Origin of the sequence: Nostoc sp. KVJ20 (genome assembly GCF_001712795.1) — a bacterium.
Taxonomy (GTDB): Bacteria; Cyanobacteriota; Cyanobacteriia; order Cyanobacteriales; family Nostocaceae; genus Nostoc.
Map to the genome: position 1 here is coordinate 45,852 of NZ_KV757620.1, position 21,146 is coordinate 66,997.

General features: G+C 42.2%; 20 protein-coding genes. 11 read left to right on the forward strand and 9 right to left on the reverse strand.

What is annotated here, in order from left to right; genetic code table 11:
• Positions 1–22 precede the first annotated feature (22 nt).
• The 5 genes from A4S05_RS15555 to lpxD all read left to right on the forward strand — a co-directional run bounded on the left by A4S05_RS15555 (position 23) and on the right by lpxD (position 4,388).
• Positions 23–217 (forward strand): hypothetical protein, encoded by a 195-nt coding sequence (locus A4S05_RS15555; protein ID WP_069070730.1) that lies wholly within the window; start codon positions 23–25, stop codon positions 215–217.
• A gap of 66 nt (positions 218–283) precedes the next feature.
• Positions 284–448: a rubredoxin gene (gene rd, locus A4S05_RS15560; protein ID WP_069070731.1), complete on the forward strand. Its 165-nt coding sequence runs from the start codon at positions 284–286 to the stop codon at positions 446–448.
• Between the two features lie 49 nt (positions 449–497).
• Positions 498–1,736: a BaiN/RdsA family NAD(P)/FAD-dependent oxidoreductase gene (locus A4S05_RS15565; RefSeq protein WP_069070732.1), complete on the forward strand. Its 1,239-nt coding sequence runs from the start codon at positions 498–500 to the stop codon at positions 1,734–1,736.
• Between the two features lie 392 nt (positions 1,737–2,128).
• Positions 2,129–3,202, forward strand: a complete 1,074-nt coding sequence (locus A4S05_RS15570) for a hypothetical protein (RefSeq protein WP_069070733.1) — start codon at positions 2,129–2,131, stop codon at positions 3,200–3,202.
• A gap of 133 nt (positions 3,203–3,335) precedes the next feature.
• Positions 3,336–4,388, forward strand: coding sequence for a UDP-3-O-(3-hydroxymyristoyl)glucosamine N-acyltransferase (gene lpxD / locus A4S05_RS15575; RefSeq protein WP_069070734.1), 1,053 nt, complete (start codon positions 3,336–3,338; stop codon positions 4,386–4,388).
• A 315-nt stretch (positions 4,389–4,703) separates the two neighbouring features.
• Here lpxD and A4S05_RS15580 read toward each other — a convergent pair whose 3' ends face one another.
• Entirely contained in the window at positions 4,704–5,501 is a 798-nt protein-coding gene (locus tag A4S05_RS15580) for a 7-carboxy-7-deazaguanine synthase QueE (RefSeq protein WP_069070735.1), read from the reverse strand.
• Between the two features lie 198 nt (positions 5,502–5,699).
• On the opposite strand from A4S05_RS15580, the gene A4S05_RS15585 reads away from it, so the two are divergent.
• Positions 5,700–6,749 carry a sugar transferase gene (locus A4S05_RS15585; RefSeq protein ID WP_069070736.1) on the forward strand — a complete coding sequence of 350 codons (1,050 nt, stop codon included), beginning with the start codon at positions 5,700–5,702 and terminating at the stop codon, positions 6,747–6,749.
• Between the two features lie 299 nt (positions 6,750–7,048).
• Here A4S05_RS15585 and A4S05_RS15590 read toward each other — a convergent pair whose 3' ends face one another.
• The 6 genes from A4S05_RS15590 to A4S05_RS15615 form a co-directional block, all read right to left on the reverse strand.
• A complete protein-coding gene (locus A4S05_RS15590; protein WP_069070737.1) occupies positions 7,049–8,506 on the reverse strand; it encodes a YcjF family protein in 1,458 nt (485 codons plus the stop codon).
• A gap of 42 nt (positions 8,507–8,548) precedes the next feature.
• Positions 8,549–9,031, reverse strand: a complete 483-nt coding sequence (locus tag A4S05_RS15595; protein ID WP_069070738.1) for a group I intron-associated PD-(D/E)XK endonuclease — start codon at positions 9,029–9,031, stop codon at positions 8,549–8,551.
• Between the two features lie 438 nt (positions 9,032–9,469).
• On the reverse strand, positions 9,470–10,423 hold the full coding sequence (locus tag A4S05_RS15600; RefSeq protein WP_069070795.1) for an asparaginase: 954 nt from the start codon (positions 10,421–10,423) through the stop codon (positions 9,470–9,472).
• Positions 10,424–10,511: 88 nt separating this feature from the next.
• Entirely contained in the window at positions 10,512–11,012 is a 501-nt protein-coding gene (locus A4S05_RS15605; protein WP_069070739.1) for a CGLD27 family protein, read from the reverse strand.
• Positions 11,009–11,467 (reverse strand): ribosome silencing factor, encoded by a 459-nt coding sequence (gene rsfS, locus A4S05_RS15610; RefSeq protein ID WP_069070740.1) that lies wholly within the window; start codon positions 11,465–11,467, stop codon positions 11,009–11,011. The genes A4S05_RS15605 and rsfS overlap by 4 nt, the downstream gene beginning before the upstream one ends.
• 603 nt (positions 11,468–12,070) lie before the next feature.
• The gene (locus A4S05_RS15615; RefSeq protein WP_069070741.1) at positions 12,071–13,345 is read right to left on the reverse strand and encodes a glycosyltransferase family 4 protein; all 1,275 of its coding nucleotides are present in this window, start codon (positions 13,343–13,345) and stop codon (positions 12,071–12,073) included.
• 371 nt (positions 13,346–13,716) lie between these two features.
• On the opposite strand from A4S05_RS15615, the gene A4S05_RS15620 reads away from it, so the two are divergent.
• The 5 genes from A4S05_RS15620 to A4S05_RS15640 all read left to right on the forward strand — a co-directional run bounded on the left by A4S05_RS15620 (position 13,717) and on the right by A4S05_RS15640 (position 19,941).
• Complete coding sequence (locus tag A4S05_RS15620) at positions 13,717–14,895, forward strand: DNA cytosine methyltransferase (protein WP_069070742.1); 1,179 nt, start codon at positions 13,717–13,719, stop codon at positions 14,893–14,895.
• Positions 14,896–15,065: 170 nt separating this feature from the next.
• On the forward strand, positions 15,066–15,746 hold the full coding sequence (deoC, locus tag A4S05_RS15625; protein ID WP_069070743.1) for a deoxyribose-phosphate aldolase: 681 nt from the start codon (positions 15,066–15,068) through the stop codon (positions 15,744–15,746).
• A 104-nt stretch (positions 15,747–15,850) separates the two neighbouring features.
• Positions 15,851–16,801 carry a DNA repair protein RecO gene (recO, locus tag A4S05_RS15630; protein ID WP_069070744.1) on the forward strand — a complete coding sequence of 317 codons (951 nt, stop codon included), beginning with the start codon at positions 15,851–15,853 and terminating at the stop codon, positions 16,799–16,801.
• Positions 16,788–18,440 carry an MFS transporter gene (locus A4S05_RS15635; protein ID WP_069070745.1) on the forward strand — a complete coding sequence of 551 codons (1,653 nt, stop codon included), beginning with the start codon at positions 16,788–16,790 and terminating at the stop codon, positions 18,438–18,440. The genes recO and A4S05_RS15635 overlap by 14 nt, the downstream gene beginning before the upstream one ends.
• Before the next feature lie 352 nt (positions 18,441–18,792).
• A complete protein-coding gene (locus tag A4S05_RS15640) occupies positions 18,793–19,941 on the forward strand; it encodes a glycosyltransferase family 4 protein (protein ID WP_069070746.1) in 1,149 nt (382 codons plus the stop codon).
• 73 nt (positions 19,942–20,014) lie between these two features.
• On the opposite strand, the gene A4S05_RS15645 is transcribed toward A4S05_RS15640, so the two are convergent.
• A complete protein-coding gene (locus A4S05_RS15645; protein WP_069070747.1) occupies positions 20,015–20,830 on the reverse strand; it encodes a peptidase in 816 nt (271 codons plus the stop codon).
• Between the two features lie 10 nt (positions 20,831–20,840).
• Positions 20,841–21,074, reverse strand: coding sequence for a preprotein translocase subunit SecG (secG, locus tag A4S05_RS15650; protein WP_012410686.1), 234 nt, complete (start codon positions 21,072–21,074; stop codon positions 20,841–20,843).
• Between the last annotated feature and the right edge of the window lie 72 nt (positions 21,075–21,146).

The window sequence follows — 21,146 nt, forward strand, 5'->3', positions numbered from 1 at the left end:
GTTGAGTTGAGAGGAAAAGTAAGTGAGTCAATCTTCTTTAAATCGTAGATTAATCCAGATTTTTGGTATCCTTCTTGGCGTTAGCGTCGCCGTCTGGGTACTGAGAGGCTTTGGTATTCTCACCTTTATTCCAGGTGGAATAATTTGGCTATTACTACTTGGGGCGATCGCAATTGGGATTATCAGTTACGCCCAAAGGACATGGTGGCGTTTTTAACAAGAGAGGACTGCCAAAAGTATTTAATATTGAAGCAATGCCAACAATTTACTAGGGGAAAGGAACATGGCAAAGTATCTATGTACTGTTTGCGGCTATGAATATGACCCAGAAGTAGGCGATCCAGATAGTGAGATAGCACCGGGAACAATGTTTGAAGATATACCAGATGATTGGTCATGCCCCGTTTGCGGTGCCACAAAAGAGGAATTTGAACTAGTTGAAGAGTGAAGATAACGGCTAGCCTAGTAAAGTACGTGCTATTGAGAAATTTTAGAACTTGCTACCGTTACAAATTGTAGTTATTGGGGGTGGGGCTGCGGGATTTTTTGGCGCGATCGCTTGTGCTAAAGCTAATCCTGAAGCCGAAGTTACTTTACTCGAAGCCAGTCGCCAACCTCTAGCGAAAGTGCTAATTTCTGGCGGCGGACGCTGCAACGTCACTCACGCTTGCTTTGATCCGGAGGAATTAGTGCAAAATTACCCCAGAGGTGCAAAAGCTTTGCGGGGTGCTTTGACTCGGTTTGGGCCTCAAGAAACAGTAGCTTGGTTTGCTGCTAGTGGAGTCTATCTAAAAAAAGAAGCCGATGGCCGGATGTTTCCTGTCACCAATACTTCAGAAACCATTGTGGAATGTCTGATTAAATCGGTGGCGAAATCTGGGGTAAAACTCCGTATCGGTACACACGTAACTTCAGTGAAACGAACCTCAGCAGATGGGGGGTTTGATATTCTTTTGAAGTCGGGAGAGACGATTAAATGCGATCGCTTACTTTTGGCAACCGGCAGTAGCCTTGCGGGTTATAAAATTGTCCGAGAATTAGGTCATCAAATTGAACCGCCAGTACCCTCGTTATTTACCTTCAACATTGTCGATCAAAAGCTGCGGGATTTAGCTGGAGTTAGCGTTAACCCTGCCCAATTGCGGTTATCTGCCGGCGGAAAATCCAAATTACAACAAACTGGGCCATTGCTAATTACCCACTGGGGTTTGAGTGGCCCCGCTGTTTTGAAACTTTCTGCTTGGGGTGCAAGAGTCCTGCACGAAAGCCGCTATCAAGCCACATTATTGATTAATTGGCTACCTGATTTGCAACAAGAACAAGTGCGAGAAAAAGTTTTAGCAGTTAAGGATAAATGGGGAAAGAAAGCGATCGCATTGCATCGCGGCGTTGAGTTACCCCATCGTCTCTGGCAATATATCATTGCCCGTGTAGGCATTACTACAGAAGACCGTTGGGCAGAAATATCTAGTAAAACCTTAAATCAACTGGTGCAAGAACTTACTCAGGGACAATACTTAATCAACGGCAAAGGAGCCTTCAAAGAAGAATTTGTTACCTGTGGCGGCGTCAACCTCAAAGAAGTCAACTTCAAGACTATGGAAAGTAGATTAGTTCCTGGTGTTTATTTTGCCGGAGAAATCTTAGATATTGATGGCGTTACCGGCGGGTTTAACTTCCAAAGTGCTTGGACAACCGGGTATTTAGCAGGAATAGCAATGGCGACTAGCGACTAGTACCGCAAGGCGGAATTAAAAATTAAAAATTAAAAATGAAGACAGCGTAAGGGTTTTGTTGATTGGGAATGGATGGTTTATTTCCGCCGTGCTGTACTAGTAGTCTGTCAATAAATAATTGATGGATAAATTCCTTGTAGAGACGGCGATTTATCGCGTCTCTCTAACCTCTCTAACCTGAGCGCCGACTTTCAGCGCTTAGACTTTTCTGCGTGTTAACCTCAATTCATTTACAAAATATCTACGAAGAAGCGATCGCTACTTAGCTATATTTACTTATAAAAATTCATACTAATTATTTAGCATTTCCCACCTTGCCACTCCACATTCACACCAGCCACCCTAGAGAAGGCAAATTTTTCCGGGTGTATTACTTTTTTCATGAAAAATATATGATCACTGATAAAAATACTGCGTCTGAAATTACGTTACACGCTAGCCAGTATATGCTGCATGGTTTTCCAGTACTTGGTGTTCCTGATGAGGAGCGTGCTGTTAAATACTTCAGTCTCAATCCATTTCTGCCAAATGCCCAGAATCGTTGTCCAATTGAATGTGCCTATTGTGTCTGTCATCAAGACCGTGACTGGCATCATTATCCACAAAACTTTCAGGATGTCTCATCTCCGGTTGACTTGCTTGATATTTTGCTAAACTGCATTTTTGCTACAGAGGAAGGACAAAAGGGTTTTCCGATTTCACTATGCGACTACTCTGATCCCTTTATTCCAGCCCATCGAGAACGTGTACTCTCAATTCTGGATGCACTGATTGACCGCAAAGCCGCCAACATAGTCTATATCACCACCAAAGTCCATCCTGGTCAATCTTTTCTAGAGCGCCTCAAAACAACTCTAGAGCGACCTAATTCACTTCGAGTCACTGTGTTTGTCAGTCTACCACCCTTGAAACCAGGCTATGAGCAAGCCTCAATTCAGAGTCGGGTACAGTTGCTACAAGATTTAGTAAAACTTGGCATTCCGTGTTGTTGGTATCTGCGTCCACTGGTTGAAGAGTGGTTTGATGAAGCTTTAATGTGGCAATTAGCACGCACACTGTTACCTCATGTTTCCCGTCACGTTATTTTGTCTGGGCTTGTCATGTCTGAGGAGATTGAAGCGAGTCTGTTAAAACAAGAGTTAATCGTTCCAGAATGGGATCGTACACAACCAGGACGTAAGCAATACTTGTCATTGGAATTCGAGTCAAAACTGCGCTCAATTCTCAGCACAGTTGCTAGTGAACAAAGTATTTCTCTAGGCCCAGTGATGGGACATCGGCTGTGCGGTACTAATGGCAATCATGCCTATGGCTGCTTGATTTGCGCCAAACAAAACCGTTATTGCCAGCTTTTTCAACTTCATCACTATGGTGAAACGATCGCAGCCGAAGATAATCAACGCCTCAAGACACTACTGATAGGCTCATCTTTACAACGAGAGCCATCAAAAGAAGAATGTCGGTAAAGTATTCCAACCTGAAGCGAAGTTAGGAAAAATCTGATTAGCTTACTGCTACGCGTCTACAAAATTATTGTATTGGAACATAAAGAGGGAAAATTATTTTGCCATCATAGATCAATTTTGAACACACCCAACAATGAAATTCAGCGAAATCCTCCGTCAATTTGGTGACGCGGCCACCAATAATAGCCTGACTAGCAACCCAGACCAAGACCCAGAAATTACAGGGGTAGCAGCCATTGATGAAGCTAGCGTCGGTACTCTCTGTTACGTAGAAGGTGCAAAATTTAAATCTTTTGTCGGTAATACCAATGCTAGTGCTTTAATTTTGCCCCAGGATGAAAAATTACAGGCGCTTGCACAAGAGAGAGGTATTGTTTGGCTAGCAACCCCAGATCCGCGATTATTGTTTGCCAAAGCGATCGCACTTTTTTACCAACCATATCGCCCTACCCCAGAAATTCATCCCACAGCTGTGATTCACTCCACCGCAAAAGTTGGTAGTGATGTTTATATTGGCCCCCATGCTGTGATTCAACAAGGGGTAGAAATTGGCAATGGCGCAATCATTCATCCCAATGTAGTGATTTATCCAGATGTCAAAATAGGCGATCGCACCACCTTACACGCCAACTGTACCATCCACGAACGCACCCGCATCGGTGCAGATTGCGTCATTCACAGTGGTGCTGTTATTGGTGCAGAAGGCTTTGGTTTTGTTCCTACCCGGACTGGTTGGTTCAAAATGGAACAATCAGGCTGTACAGTCTTAGAAGATGGTGTAGAAGTTGGCTGTAACACTGGCATTGACCGCCCAGCAGTGGGAGAAACACGAGTAGGTCGCAATACAGTGATTGATAACTTAGTGCAAATAGGTCATGGTTGCCAAATCGGTTCTGGTTGTGCGATCGCAGGTCAAGTTGGCATGGCGGGAGGCGTTAAACTCGGAAATCGCGTTATTTTGGCTGGACAAACAGGAATAGTCAATCAAGTGAAGATGGGAGATGGGTCGATGACATCTGCTCAAACTGGAATTCACAACGATGTTGCACCAGGAGAAATTGTCTGCGGAACTCCAGCCCTTCCTTACAAACTATATCTCAAGGTATCTGCTGTTTATGGTCGCCTGCCAGATATGTATCAATCGCTAAAACAGTTGCAACGTAAATTCAAAAATAGCAATGATTAAGCTACTTCTGTAATGGATTTAAACCCCTGACTTTTTAAGGAACTTTGGGGGTTTAAGTCCTAGCCTTTGAAGGGCAGTGCGAATTGAAGCCTAAGCTAAATCCCCGGACGCTCTCTACGAGACGCTAAAAGCGAACGCAGACTCGCTAACGCTTCTCCACGAGACGCTACGCGAACGCTAACACAAAACGTAATTGCGTTAGCGAAGCGGGGCGTTAGCAAGAGTGCGAATTGCGAATTGCGAATTGCAAAGCCGCCCTAACCATTTCATAAAATCTTACTTTTTTCTTGATTACATCTTCATCAAACTCAAATTTTACAGTTGGTTCAGCATTTTATGCGTCTGGGGTATTACACGCACGTGCCTGACAAAGCCCTTCATCAAAGCTTGCCACGTCAAAACTTGATCGCTCGAAGGCGCAAGCATAGGTATTGGGGAAAATTGTTCAGATACTGCCAAAGGCGTAACAGGTTGTAAAAATACTGAGATATCTGGACTAACCTCTGCCACCAAGGAAGCTGAACGTTCTAACTCGGCGGGATCTGTGTTTTGAGACACAATTATCTTGACAAAAACATTTAAATATGAGTCATAACATAACTGGAGAAATTTACTATGTTCTTGCCAATGACTTTCGCCGCTAACACTGGGCAATTTGAAATCCATACCTACAGAGTCTAAGTAGGGGAGAATCATTGCTAGTTGTTCTGGGCGATGTCCGCCAGTTTCTAAGTATACAGGTAGACCAGTTATGGCTCGCACTTGGGGTAGAAACTGCGTTAGAAATGAGGCATGAAGAAGTGGTTCGCCTCCAGTTAAGCTAATGCTATCGTGTAGACAAGGTAAATTTTGCTGTTCCACCCATTTGATTAAGATGGGTAATGGGACAGGGTTAGAGTGGATTTCAAAGTCGCGCAATCCAGGCGATCGCTCTATCCGACAAGTTGCAGGTGCATTCCAAGTGTGGGCACTATCACAAAAGTGACAGCGCAAATCACACAAAGCAAAACGAATAAATATCTGACGCGTCCCTACATTCAGTCCTTCCCCTTGAATGGCAGAAAAGACCTCAACCAGGCGTGCGGTAGGTGTAACCGTATTTTTAGCAATCATTTGATGAGAGCAACGCGATCGCGCTGCGTCGGCACAACAGCAAGGATGTTTTTTGGCTTCTTGTTCTATTGTGAATCGTCGCTAGCGATCTCCAATCTCAGCCCCGGTAAATAGCAATTAGTCCTTACTACTACTGATTCCAATATTAGGTTAGGTAATTTTGTAGGACAAAATAATGTTTGGCAGATTACATTATACATGGCAACGAAAGTGCAAAGCTTCATGACTAGCCAACCGACAGAGGTCGATTTTCCAGTTAATTCCCTAAACGACACGGCTATAGTGCAGGTGCCCGCACGGTTGAGCGTGCTGGAGGCTTTAGGGTTTAAGCAAACCTGCCAAGGCTTAATCCAGCCCAATTCACATCCCAAGCAAATCATTATTGATTTTCACCAAACTACTTTTATGGATAGCAGTGGTTTAGGGGCCCTGGTCAGTAATTTTAAATACGCCCAGACCAAAGGGATTACATTAACACTGCGGAATGTAACACCTCAGGTAATGGCAGTCTTAAAACTCACCGGATTGGATCAAGTTTTTCCCCTAGAGCTTGTGGGTGATGGGTCGTTAATCAAACAAGAAGACTTAGTAGATAATCGGAAGACAACTTCCCGTAAAGTAGAGCAGTTACCCACTACTCATCCTTCTGTGGCATCTTGGATGAAACGGTTATTAGACATTGTGGGATCTGTGGTCGGTTTATTAATTACAGGAGTTTTGTTTATTCCGATTGCGATCGCTATTCAAATTAATGATCCCGGCCCAATTTTCTTTAGTCAAACCCGCTGTGGCTGGATGGGTAAGCGGTTTCAGATTTGGAAATTCCGCTCCATGTGTGTGGATGCGGAAGCGAAGAAATCCCAAGTCAAAAACCAAGTGCAAGGTGCTTTTTTCAAGAATGATAATGATCCCAGAATTACCAAAGTAGGGCGTTTTTTACGGCGAACTAGTCTTGATGAACTGCCACAATTTTGGAACGTCCTCAAAGGACAAATGAGTTTAGTCGGTACTCGACCACCTACACCTGATGAAGTCGAACGCTACGAAGTACCAGAGTGGCAACGTTTAGATGTTAAACCTGGTATGACTGGCGAATGGCAGGTAAATGGACGTTCTACAGTCCGTAGTTTTGAAGATGTAATTCGTCTGGATTTGCAGTATCAAAAAAATTGGAGTTTGGTGTACGATTTAAAGCTAATTTTCAAAACTATAGCTATTCTGTTTAATAGAAACAGTGGTGCTGTTTAGCTAATTACCCTTATTCACAATTTTTTTCTAACTTTCAATTCTCACAATAATTGTTAGATACACCCAAGCCTAAACATAGGCTTGGGTAAATTTTAGGTTCATCTACAGCACCAGCTAAGTGTCAGCCAATTTTGGATTAACCAGATGGAGATGGATAAACAAATATCTTTCTTGAAATAAAGATGTTTATTTTTGATCCCAAATTAAAATCGAGTGATTGAAACCAAGTTTGGATTTTGAATTTTGAATCATCCAATCCAAAATCCAAAATCCAAAATATGGTAATTTTCTGCATCAATTTATCCTACCGCCTTCTGAACACCAACTACTTCAACCTGCTGCACCTCTGGCAACAAACGCTTTACGCCTTGCTTAACAAACCCCTGCAAAAAACCAATCTGCTGATTTTGCTGAAACACCTTTTGCAATGTTTGCCGTAAATTCTCCAAATTCAAACCAGTCCCAGAATCTATTGCTATTTCCTGGTGTTGGAAATACTCAACTAGACTTAACCCTGCGACTCTGGTCAAATAAGCTGCACTGACTCCCTGAACTACGCCACCAGCAACAAAGGTAACGGCATTACTTTTCAGAACAGTACTAATAGCCTTTGTAGAAAGTTCAACTAAACCCAGTTTCAGCATTAAACTTCCCATTGCTCCAGCTACGGTTTGTGCTTGTTCAAGGGAAAATTTCTGCTGATAGATATTACCCAAATCCATTACCATTTGAGCATTAATTGCCGCAGTCGCCAGAATATCAAGGGCTGGGACTGGGTTAGCAAAGGCAGCAGCAGCAGCTATCCATTGATATTGTTCAATAATTGGAGTGGCGCGATCGCGTCTGGTTCCATTCAGCCAGTTTTTCGCCTCAGCTTTCAACAACCCAGCTTTTCTCATGGTTGTCACCCAAACCAGGCGTTGTCCTTGCTGTACCAAAGCTTCACCCAACTGCTGCGTCAACTGCTGGATATCTGCTGCTGGTTGTTCCATCCACTCTTGCACAGAACCATCAGCCTCATGCTTTCGGACTTTGATGGCTATAGGAGAGGCCGCAGTTGCAACTACATTTCCCTGCATCCGTTGTTTCAATTGACTAAAGATGCTGGCGCTTTCATCAGTTAAATACTGATCTTGTTTGTTGAAAACCAGGATTGTGGATTGATTTGCTGCCTTTAGCTGCTGTAAGGTTTGAAATTCTGAGTCTGTCAAATCACCGTTTGTCAGGAACAGAACAAAATCAGATTTTGCTACTTCTGCCAAAATAGCCGCATCTGAATTTTCACCGACTTCTCTAAATAAAGGTGCTGTTTCTTCTAAAGACACCAAATTTTGTGTCTCTAGATTTTGCTTTAGCACTTTAATTAAAGTGCTTTTACCTACGGATTTCCCGCCAGTCACAGCCACTTTAATTTTTTGTCTATCTAATTCCAGCAACAATTGGGCAACTTGTTCTCTGAGTGTTTGTAATGCCGGATGGTTTTCTGATTCTTGTGCTAATTGGTTAATTACAGTCTCAGTCTTAGCGATCGCACTTTCCACAGTCGCCCGATCCACAACCATACCATTTAGCTGCTCTAAACTGTCTTTCGGGCGATTTTGTTGGAATAACCACAAACCGCCGCCTACAGCTAAAGCACTCAACAAACCAAACTCACTCACCTGCACTATAGAATCGTGCCAACTGTCCAACATCCACAGGGAAAAGGACAGTCCCAATCCTCCCACTAAAATTGGTCGCTGCAACTTCACAACCATGATTCTCCGCGCCTTTTTGATGGCTATTTCTTCCAGAATAGATCAAAAACCTGCTTTTTCAAGTTCAACAGCCGAACAGCCACAACTTTCTTGACTTAGAGATTTTGCTGAAATTAGCTCCCAAGCATTCCTATATTGTGCAGAACGCGGTTTACGCTGTCTTTTCTCAGCTTCAACAAGGTGTATTTCGCTACCGTAGCCAATAAATATGTCTATTGGGAAGATATAAAACAGGTCAAGATTTTCTATATAAACTAAAGCAAAATTAAAGTCTGCTAGAGTATACGCTTCTCGAAGCATTTGTCGCCGATTGGTTTTAGTGCGGCGATTATCTACAACATAATTGCCAGAAGGTTTATCAAACCAAGCATATTTGACTTGAATTTTAACTAGAGTTCCCTCAACATCAAATACTAAATCATAAGGTAGTCTATCACCAACAGGTTTCAAAACTCCCCAACCACGCTTTAAGGCATGAATAACAGCAGCTTGTTCAGCTATGTCTCCTCTAAGCTTTGTGTCCATCTGCAAAATAAAAATAATTAAATAAAATAAAACCCCGGAATCTTTTCAAATTCCAGGGTTTTATTTTAATTTGGTGGCGGGAAGTGGATTTGAACCACTGACCTTCGGGTTATGCTTACCAACTACAACTTTCGTTGCCCAGATATACTGGTTTGTGGTCTGGACTGTCCCTTCACCCTCGCCGTTAGCGTTAGGGTGTCTGCCTTCCAGTCTCTACACCTTCTCCATTTCTGGAGCTTGGTTCGGGATTACCGCGCTATTGGCTTCCCCGAGTTTGACAGATAAACGCACATAAGTTTCTTTATGTGCCGCCCATAGCAAACTTAACTAATAAGCGTCTAGTTAACTTTGCCCGTTGAGCCCGACGAGCTACCAGGCTGCTCTATCCCGCGTTGCTCTCGACTTATTTATAATAACCTATAGTCAAGAGTTTGGCAACTACAAAAATGATAATTCTCCAATTACTTCTAAACGCTTGTATTTTCCTAAGGTGACAAACTTCTCTGAGAGGCTTTGTGCGGCGCTGGGACTAATCCAACCCATTTGTTGGAGTAAGTGAATAGCAACGGCGTGTTTTGCCCGCTTTGCCCCATCCATAACTTTAATTGCCAATCCCATGCCTTCACCGAGTCTACCAATGCACTGCACTCCTTCGGCTCCAGCTTTACTGACTAGTTCCCCTGGAGTTAAGCGCATCAGTTCCGTATCAAATTCTCCATCTCCTGCTACCAAAGCGGGGTGATGAGTCATCGCACGGACAATACGCTCCATATCCAAGTTAGTACTAGAAGCTAACAGGGCATACAAAGAGGCCATGTGACCTAGTTGCATCAGATAAGTTGGTGCGCCGCAGTCATCATGAGCGCTGATAAACTCTTCCGCTGGCATTCGCAGCAATTCTGCTACTTTGCCCAAAATCAACTGCTGTATTGGGTGCTTGCGATCCAAATAGTTATTCAAGGGCCAACGGCGTTGCTGACAAACAGCTAACATTCCTGCGTGTTTTCCAGAGCAATTGTATTCTAAAGGACTCCGCTTACCTTCAGGAATTGGACACTGGAGTATAGTCGGGTCAAGATCAGCCCGCCAAAGAATATTAAATACCTGTCGGACTTGATCTATTCTGCCTTTATGGGAACTTGTAATAATTGCTAAGTCGCGATCGCTGAGTTGATAGCGTTCCAGTGTACCTGTGGTGGTGACTGCGAGTGCCTGAAATGGTTTGAGGGCTGAACGGATAAATGCAGCAGTTTCAGAATTTCCAGCAACGGTTAAAACCCGTCCTCGTTCGTCGCAGACAACAGCTTGGACTATATGCCTGGATTCAATAATACCTTCCCGCAGCAACCGGACTTCCAGTGCTGTGGCTTGAGTTCGTTTTCCCATTGTCATGGGTTTATATTTATTACCTTTTTTAATTAATTTAGTCATTGGTCATTGGTCATTAGTCCTTAGCTAATGACTAATGACCAATGACTTTTTAAAACAAATGCCAAACTATAGTACCAATAACGTACATTCCCGCCAAGCCAGCAAAGGTAAATTGTAACCGCCGCAGAATGGGTTTGATTTCGTATGCAACAATTAAGCGATCGCGGTTGAGGACTTCCTGTGGTTTTATCCAAGTTTGGCCGTCGTACCAGCCGGACTCTTCATAAAAGACTGTGGGACTACAAAGGCGATCGCACACGTAGAACCAGCCTAAGTACAACCTTACCAGTATAAGCACTAACCCGACACTCGCTCCTGCTGCACCACAGAGAATAAAATGTGCAATATACTTGTGAGGTGCAAAACTTGCCGCAGCTATAGGCCCTGCGAAAAGCCAAGATAAACCCCAAATCCAAACAAGTTTCGTGATATACTCGCGCCAATCTAGAGTAGTATCACGAAACAGCCAGGAAGTTTTTAACTCTTCGTATTCATTAAGCGGTTGTTGGTCTGTAGGAACTGGGCAATTAGAAACCGAAGACCTAATCATGTTGGTTTATCCTCACCCTCATCAGATTCTGGAAGGGAAATACGCTCTGCATGAATCCAGAACGCTTCTAAATTATAAAACTCCCGTTCCTTGGGCATCATGATGTGAACGATCACATCACCATAGTCTTGTAGTACCCAACTCCCCTCAACTTTTCCTTCCGTCCTTAAGGGACGGCGTTGCAACTCAGTTTCGACTTTTCCTTCAATTGCTTGAGCGATCGCCCTGACCTGTACTTTAGAATAGCCAGTCATCATCACAAAGTAATCAGCCAGGTAAGACACCTCTGCTACTTTCAGCAATAAAATCTCACCTGCTTTGCGGTCTGATGCCGCAACAGCGATCGTTGCAGCTAATTTTTCACTCGCCTCTTCGGTTTGGCCGTGGCTTATTACCGCACTCTTTGTCAGTGGGACAGATTGCAATGGGAAATTTCCTTGGAAATAATCAGTCATTAAACCTCAGGTGCTTTCTTCCTTTTGAAACAATTGTTTACATTTACTTACAAACAACAAACAATTGATCTGACCAAATGTGTCAATAGGTTTTTTTGAATACTAACAAAAAAACAGGTGTCTATGGGGCTAGTTTGATAATTGGCTGTTTAGATGCAGTTGCGGATGGTTATTATGCAGCGAGAAATCAACCAATAGCTTTCCAGAACTAATTTCCAGCGAAAATAATCGCAGATTCATCAAACAGCATAATCTGTAATGGAAAGCTAGTAATTCGCAGATAAGGCCACATCTAGCTTTTAGACTATCTGCTAAAAATTACGACACAACACAGCATACTCATAACTGGTCTACCAAAAGAGCAATTCCCATACGTGTGTTTTTAGGTAATTTTAGATACTTAATTGTCCTTTGTCCACGGATTGAATGAAGCGAAGCCGTGGAATTCTCGGTTCAACAATGTACTTGGAAACCTGCTTTTCTATTGCTGTATATTTCCTAATAAAATTTAGCTACCCTCAAAATCTTCTATATCTAGATTTGAGGGCTTGACACTGCCCGATTCTAGCCTTGTAGTAGTTAAATGTAACTTTGCTGCGGAGATTAAACTTCTTGTTTCGTAACTATGCCTGTAGACTGAATTGCTCGACGATCTGCTGTCAATGAGTAACACAAGGACTCATACTGATTTAAAGCTTGCTCAAAAGCATATTGCTCAACGGCATATTGACGACTTTTGTAACCCAGAGTTTTGACTTTTTCGGGGTTTTGGTACAAATCTAAAATTGCCATAGCTAAGGCTTGAGGATCTTCTGGAGGAACGATAATCCCACCACCACTTTGCCTTATGGCTCTTGCTGCCGTACCATTATCGGGGACAGAGGCAACTAAAGCTCCTCCACTGGCAAGTAGCACTTGAATTTTTGACGGCATATTGAAGGATACAACATTTTTCTTTTGCACCACCAAGCCAACATCGGCAGCTGACAACATTTGTGGCAAATCTTTGCGGGGTTGAAATGGTAGTAGCAAAACATTATCTGCGCCGCAGTCTAGACATTCCTGTTGCAATCGTTGTAAACCTTTTGCCTCTCCAACGATGACAAAAACAATATCTGGGATATGACGCAATACAGAAGCCGCTTTGACAACGCTTTCTAAGCCTTGGGTTAGGGCGATATTACCAGAATAAAGTACTACAAATTTGCCATTTAGATTATGTGCTGCCCGGAAAGGGTTATCTTCTTTAGGCAAAGGGCGGATAAAATTTACATCAACCCAGTTGGGAATTTGTACAATTTTGTCAGCTTCTACGCCCTTACCTCGCAAATTGTCCACAAACCCATCGGCGATGACGCTAATTTTACTGGCAGTGCGGTAGGCAAATTTTTCCAATAATGTAAACAACCGGATAAGTAATTTATTTTTCAGTAGACCGACGTGGACAGCTGCTTCTGGTAATATATCTTGTAGATTTAAAATCACAGGACAAGCACGTAACCATCCTAAAAGAGAAACTGGTACACAGCTTGGCAAGGATGGCGATGTTGAGAGGATTACATCTGGACGCCAACCAATGAGGGCGGGCACAAAACTAGTGACAACAAAGCTAGCATCTAATAACACCCGATCTAATAGGTTGGGTTGTGGACGAATCCAAACGTAACTGCGTTGAATTTGAACTCCATTTTTGTATTCGTTGAGATACCACTTGCCCCGATATTCCTGGTAAATTTGACGCTCAGGGTAGTTAGGCATAGCAGTGACTACGCGCACTTCATGCCCACGTTTCACTAGTCCCTCTGCTAATTCAGTCATTAGTGGGGCTATACCAATTGGCTCTGGATAGTAGTTGTAGGAGTAAATTAAAATCCGCATAAAAATTAGTCCGAAGTACCCCGGTTTTTTATTTAATGACAAATACTTGTCTTAAACATCATTTGGAGCTTGAAAACTCCTATATCTAATTGTGACTTCAGACTGCTTTTATGTCAGGGATTTTCCTTAAAGATTGAGTAAACTTTGATATTAGCTACTTAGTGAAATTGTGAATTTTTTTTACTATTTAAGCAATCTTCCAATTGTTCGTTTTTGATTGGTACTTACGTAGAAACCCTAAGTATATTTGGTTTTGTTAACCCTAAGACTAAATTGGGATAGTTAGTCTTAATTCTCCCTAGAGGTAAAGACATAACCAATTTTAGTAATATCTGATATTAATAAGACTGTTTTATAATACTAGTCATTCAATGAGCGATCGCCCTTGTATTTTCTCTTTTTTTGCTGGCTCAGGTTTCCTAGATTTAGGTTTTGAAACCAGCGGTTTTGATATTGTTTATGTCAATGAAATCTTCGCCCCATTTATGGCTGCCTATCGCCATTCACGAGAAGTTCTGAAAATGCGATCGCCTGAATATGGATATCATCACGGTGAAGCAGCAGATGTAACAAAACTTATTGCTGGAAAAGAAGCACAACGCCTTCAAGAATTAGTCAAAGATTGCCGCAAATCTCATAAGACAATTGGTTTCATAGGTGGGCCTCCCTGTCCTGATTTTTCTATTGGTGGGAAAAATAGAGGACATTTAGGAGATAATGGCAAGCTTTCCGCTTCATATATTGAATTAATTTGCCAAAATATTCCCGACTTCTTTTTATTTGAGAACGTTAAAGGTTTATGGAAGACGACAAAACACCGTTTATTTTTTGAATCGCTCAAGCAACAATTACAAGAAGCTGGCTATATATTGACAGAACGGTTAATTAATGCCATCGAATATGGTGTACCCCAGGATAGAGAAAGAATTATACTCATTGGTTTCAAAAATAATTTTCTTAAGAATATAGGAATAAAATTCAGTAGTGAAAAGTTAATATCTGATGGATATTTTCCTTGGAATAATTACATCATATATCCTCAAGAAAAAGTTTTTGCTTACCCCTGGTGTAAGTGTGAGGCATTCAAAGAAAATTCTTTAATACCTTGTCCTGATGGTATACCTGAAGAACTGACAGTTGAATACTGGTTTAGAAAAAATAACGTTTTGAAGCACCCCAATGCTAAGAACTATTTTCAACCAAGGGCAGGTATCACAAAATTTGCTGCTGTTGATGAAGGAGATAATTCCAGGAAGTCTTTTAAGCGTCTGCATAGATGGCGTTACTCTCCAACAGCTTGTTATGGAAATAATGAAGTACATTTACATCCTTATAAAATTCGGCGAATTTCTGTAGCAGAAGCTTTATCTATTCAATCTTTGCCTGCAAATTTTGTCTTTCCAGAGAATATGTCGCTAACGAATATGTTTAAAACTATTGGTAATGGCGTGCCATATTTGGCATCGAAGGCGTTAGCTAAAACTATTATTAACTTCTTAGAAACTGGTGTGAAAAATACTGTTGATATTACTAACCTTACTACCACATAACGTCAACTTAAATACTTACAGGAATTCCGGCATATCTATAAAACCAAAATTTAAGACAAGTCAGTAGCTTGTTTTCAAGATAAACTCGTAATAAATGTGGTTTAATATATATATAAGAAATGTTTTAATTTTTTATAAAGTTTAATAATCAATCACCGGCAGAAGACACGATGGCAGCAGACTATCCAAACATTGATATTGCGCCATTTATAGATCACTCCCTGTTAACGTCAACAGCTACTCCAGAGCAGGTTGAGCAATGGTGTGAAGAAGCATACAGATTCAATTTTGCGGCGGTTTGTCTGTTCCCCGCTCATGTCAAGCAAGCAGTTGAACTTCTCCACGGTAAGAACCCGAAAGTCTGTACCGTGATTGGCTTTCCTTCTGGTGCGACAACTTCAGCAGTGAAACTATATGAAGCTCAAGAAGCGGTGGATAGTGGGGCGACTGAGTTGGATGTGGTAATGAACTTGGGCTGGTTGAAAGCTGGCAAAACTGAAGAAGTCCACCGGGAAATTGCCGAAATTTGCGAAGAGACTGGGCAAACGGTCAAGGTAATTTTGGAAACTAACCTGTTGACAGATGCGGAGAAAAAAATAGCTGCTGAAATAGCTATGGAGGCGGGAGCAGCATTCTTAAAAACCAGTACAGGTTGGAATGGTGGTGCAACAGTGGCAGATGTAAGACTTTTGCAGGAATTGGCAAAAGAAAGGGTGGGAATTAAAGCTTCAGGTGGTATCCGCACTATCAATCAAGCCCTAGACTTAATCGTAGCGGGTGCTACTAGATTAGGCACATCTCGAGGTATCGATTTGATCCGCCAGCGCGATAACCTGGGAAAAGGTGAATAGTCATTTGTCCTTTGTCATTTGTCATTTGTCATTTGTCCTAAGCTAATGACCCTTGACCAATGACTAATGACTAATAACTACTGATGACTAGTGACTAATGACTAATGAGTAGAACCTACAAAGCAACTGGTATTAATCTTAAAACCCAGGCATTGGGAGAATCGGATAAAATAGTCACGATTTTGACACGTGAGTTCGGTCTGATTCGAGCAGTGGCTCCAGGGTCACGTAAGCACAACTCCAGCCTGGGCGGTAGGAGTGGGATGTTCGTTGTGAATGAACTATTGATTGCAAAAGGGCGATCGCTTGATAGGATTACTCAAGCACAGACGTTAAAAACTTATCCTGGTTTAGCTAAAGATTTGGGAAAACTGGCTGCCAGTCAATATTTAGCAGAAATAGTTCTGTGTGAAGCTTTGAGCGAACAACCCCAAGAAGAACTTTATGATTTGTTTAATGAACATCTTCATCGCTTAGAGGCTGTGTCTGGTGCAAATCCATCTGGTGTTTTGGCTCATCTAGCTCATGGTGTGTTTCACCTTTTAGCCCTAGCAGGACTGACGCCACAAGTGCAAATTTGTTGCCTATCTCAACGCCCCATTAAGCCAAATTTTACAGAACCCAACTGGCAGGTAGGATTTAGTATACCTGCGGGTGGAACGGTTTCTTTAGAAGCTAGGGAACGTTTGCGAAGAGAGGGACAGAGGGAGATGAGGGCAGAGAGGCAGAGGAGCAGGGGAGCAGAGGAGCAGGGGGAGATTAATGACCAATTCCCTGTGCCCCATGCCCCATTCCCAATGCCCCATGCCCAAACAGTTGTTGTGCATCGGCAAGAAATACCTGTGATTTCTTGTCGTCTGGGTGCTATAGGACTGGCTTTGCTTCAACATCTGTCACAACCAGAGATAATACAAATTGATGGTGCTAGAGATCATGACTGGGTATCTGTTGAGCAGATTTTGCGCCAGTATGCTCAGTATCAATTAGGTCGCCCTATTCGCTCTGCTACTTTGATCGACTCTTATTTTGCTGCCAACCATGATGCAACCGTCTGATTTGGATAAAAAAATCCTACCTTTGTCACCAAGCCTCGCCAAAAAACAGAATAGGGTATCAGATCCTACAGTCAGGAATCACTTGAGTGCCGTTCCCAAGTGTACACCTAGTCAAATAAATGGCCAAGAAATGTCTCCAAAAGACGTTTCTAAAAACGACCAAGGTTGGACAGCGGAGATCCCAAAAACTGATGTTCCAAGTCAATCAGAAACACAATCTGAAAACAAATTAACCACTGCTGAAGCAGATAGCAATGGCAATCGCAATGGGCAGAATTTGCCAGTAGCGACTATCTCAGAAAAAGAACCACCGAAATTAGATGGATCTGGTTCAGGTGGAGAAGCTGTTGTAGGAAACATAAAACAGCAAGGATTTTTGCCTGTATTAAGAAACCCTAATTTCTTGGCACTTTGGGGCGGTCAAGTTTTCTCTCAATTAGCAGATAAAGTTTATTTGGTGCTGATGATTGCCTTGATTAATACTCAGTTTCAAGCAAGCAATCAGAGTATTAGTGGCTGGGTATCAGTCTTGATGATGTCTTTTACTATTCCAGCCGTTTTGTTTGGTTCCGTTGCTGGAGTGTTTGTCGATCGCTGGTCAAAAAAAGCTGTGCTGGTAGCAACGAATATTTGGCGCGGCATTCTGGTTTTGTCAATTCCCTTTTTGTTGTGGTTGACTCATGACTGGAAACCCATAGGATTGCTACCCGTGGGTTTTGTAATCATCTTGGGTGTGACTTTTTTAGTTTCCACACTGACGCAGTTTTTTGCCCCGGCAGAACAGGCGGCAATTCCCTTAATAGTAGAAGAACAGCATTTACTCTCGGCTAATTCGCTTTACACAACAACGATGATGGCATCGGTGATTATTGGGTTTGCCGTTGGAGAACCGTTGCTAGCGATCGCAGATGGACTTTGGCTGCAAATTGGTGGTAGTGGTAGTTTGGGCAAAGAACTTTTAGTCGGTGGCAGTTATGCGATCGCAGGACTAATTTTGTTCCTTCTGGCAACTAAGGAAAAACACCACCACCCCGATACAGAATTCCCTCACGTATTCTCTGACTTGCGGGACGGTTTTGCCTACCTCAAAGCAAATCATCGCGTCCGCAATGCTTTGCTTCAACTGATTATCTTGTTTTCTGTTTTTGCAGCATTAACTGTTCTGGCCGTTCGGATGGCAGAAATAATTCCTAACATGAAAGCCTCACAGTTTGGTTTTTTACTAGCTGCTGGAGGTGTTGGCATAGCTGGTGGAGCAACAATTCTCGGTCAATTTGGTCAACGCTTCTCTTACACCCAACTAAGTCTGTACGGTTGTATGGGCATGGCAGCATCCCTGATTGGTCTATCAATATTTACAACTCAACTGTGGCTCGTCTTGTTACTGGTAGCGTTACTGGGCATCTTTGGGGCACTAGTGGGAATTCCCATGCAAACCGCAATCCAAACAGAAACACCTCCAGAAATGCGTGGTAAAGTTTTTGGCTTGCAGAACAATGTAATTAATATTGCCCTTTCCTTACCTTTGGCATTAGCTGGTGTTGCAGAAACCTTTCTGGGATTACAGGTAGTTTTTTTGGGATTAGCTGCGATCGTCTTTTTAGGAGGTATATTAACCTGGTATAACTCACACAAGTAGTTATCAGCTAACAAGAGTTATTATTCATTACCTTGATGTAATTAATAATTTACTTAAAGCTTTTGTGTTCATGGTAAACTATGTCCAGTGAAAATTTATCGCATACTTGCCGGATATGAATCTGACATTAGTCAGAATAAGTTGTTTAAATATCAGAGATTAACAACTTATAATTACAATAAATAAAGCCACAAATCCATTGGTTTAATCAGCTTAAAATAAGCTTTTTAAACTAGAGTATTGTGGGAATTTTTAATAAATAAAAACCAGCAAGTATAGTTAGATAAAAGAAAAATCACAAAAATCATACAAGTAATAGATTAAACCCGCTTTTCTTACAGCTAAATAAAGAATGCGTATAGCCTGGATTGGAAAAAAATCACCCTTTTGCGGCAATGTCACCTACAGTCGAGAAATTACAAATGCCTTGCTAGATAGGGGACATCAAGTTAGCTTTCTTCACTTCGCCCAGGAAGAGTCTGAACCTGACAATTGGCCCAATCTTCGAGAGGTTTCCCTGCCTTTCATTTACAAGTCACAGGTTTATACAATTCCCACTTTTAAAGCGACTAAACTTTTAACCGATTCACTGCGGGAAATCAAGCCAGATGTAGTCCATGCTTCCTTGACGTTATCTCCTCTCGACTTTGTTCTACCAGAAATCTGTGAGGAACTGAGATTGCCCCTAATTGCCACTTTTCACACACCGTTTGCTGGGAAGGGGGCAAAACTGGTATCGGGAACACAACTTTTGGCTTATCAGCTCTACGCGCCTTTTTTAGTTAACTACGATCGCGTGATAGTATTTTCTCAAATTCAGCGGGAATTATTGGCACGGATGGGCGTCCGGGAAGAAAATATTGCTGTAATTCCCAACGGTGTTGATACCGCTAAGTATTCTCCAGGAATTTCTCAAGTCAAAACAGAATTTAAAGCCGAACGCTTGTTTGTCTATCAGGGTCGGATAGCGCCAGAGAAAAATGTCGAAGCCCTCCTCCGCGCTTGGAAACAGTCGGCAATGGCGCCTGGTAGCAAGTTACTAATTGTTGGCGACGGGCCTTTGAAGTCTTCCTTAGAGCCGTTTTATGGTTCAGAATACGGCATTATCTGGCTGGGATTTGTTGCCGATGAAGACCGACGCATCGAAATTTTGCGGGGTGCAGATGTATTTGTTTTGCCTTCATTGGTTGAGGGTTTGTCTCTATCTCTGTTAGAAGGAATGTCATGTGGGTTGGCTTGTTTAGCAACAGACGTGGGTGCAGATGGCGAAGTATTGGAAAAGGGCGCAGGTGTAGTTATTAGTACCAAAACAGCGCGATCGCAATTAAGAACGCTCTTGCCAGTGTTGCAAGACCATCCTGAGTTAACAACCCTACTGGGGCAAAAAGCCAGACAGCGTATATTAGACCGCTATACCCTTAGTAAAAATATTACTCTGCTGGAAGAACTTTATAAAGAAGTTTTAGCACAGCGACCTCTACCTCTAAGTCGTAGAGCTTAGGGGTGGTTCGTTTAAAAAATTGACTTTGACAAAGGATTTTAGCCTTAACTAAACTGTGTAGTTTACCTATCGATCAATTAATCTTGGAATTATCCACTAAAGACCATCCTAAACTGGTTGGCTGTTCATAAACCCGCTTTAGAGTATTTACATCTCTGAAAGAAATAGGTGGCGGGTTACGAACTTGAGAAAAATATAGCGCATCAGTTTGTAGCGGACTATGACCCCAAATTCCCAAAGCGTGTCCGAATTCGTGGCGGGCTGCTGCTTGGATATACTCACCTGTTTGACTGGGACTTAATAAGATGGTGAAGCGGTGGGATAAAATTTTGTTGCTGGTGTATAACTCGTAAGTAGTTTGTGCCGATCGCGCACGAGGTATATTACTACTAGGGGAAATTTGTAGAGGTGGCGCTTTTCGCACAATCGTAATATCAGCAATTTCTGGCTGTTCGACTATTGTTAAAGGTAAATAATTACTCCATTCTTGTACACCCTGCAAGACACCATTAACCCATGCTTGAGACTGTTTTTCGCTGATGGCTTTTGGTGGTTCTACGTAAACTCTAATAGGAAATCGCGACCAGACTAAATAACCAACTTGGGTTGTTGTGACTTGGGAAAAGTAGTCACCACTATTAGTACTATCTTGCCACTGTGCGAGTGTGGGCGGTAAGGGATGGGATTTTGGGGGAAATGATGGAGATAGAGAGATTATTAAGTTTGAATATACATATTTTGGTATTATTGTAAACCCGTCACTTGACTGGAGATTAATAAAAACGATTAACAGCCCTGTGCCAATAAATAAGGCAAGAGCTGTCATTAACCGTCGTGAAATTAAATTTATTAGGCTCTTAAGTATTGGGTGTTGGGTTATTTTCCCCATTTACCTATCCTTATTTAGGCAGCCAACCAGCACTTAAAACTACTGTTAAACCAAGAAAAATTACTGTCAAAGCCCAAGTAATTCGGTTTAAAGTGTTTTCTGCACTTTTAGTGCTGCTAAATAGCTGGGCTTGCCCGCCAATTGCACCAATGCCATCACCTTTGGGGCTATGCAGTAAAACCAAGATAATCAAACCAGTGGCGGAAAATGCCCAAATGCCTTGCACTATATTAGTAGCTGTCATGGTAGGAATCTCTTTTATAAAAAGTTTCAAAAAACAGAAGTCAGAATTCAGAATTCAGAATTCAAAAGTTAG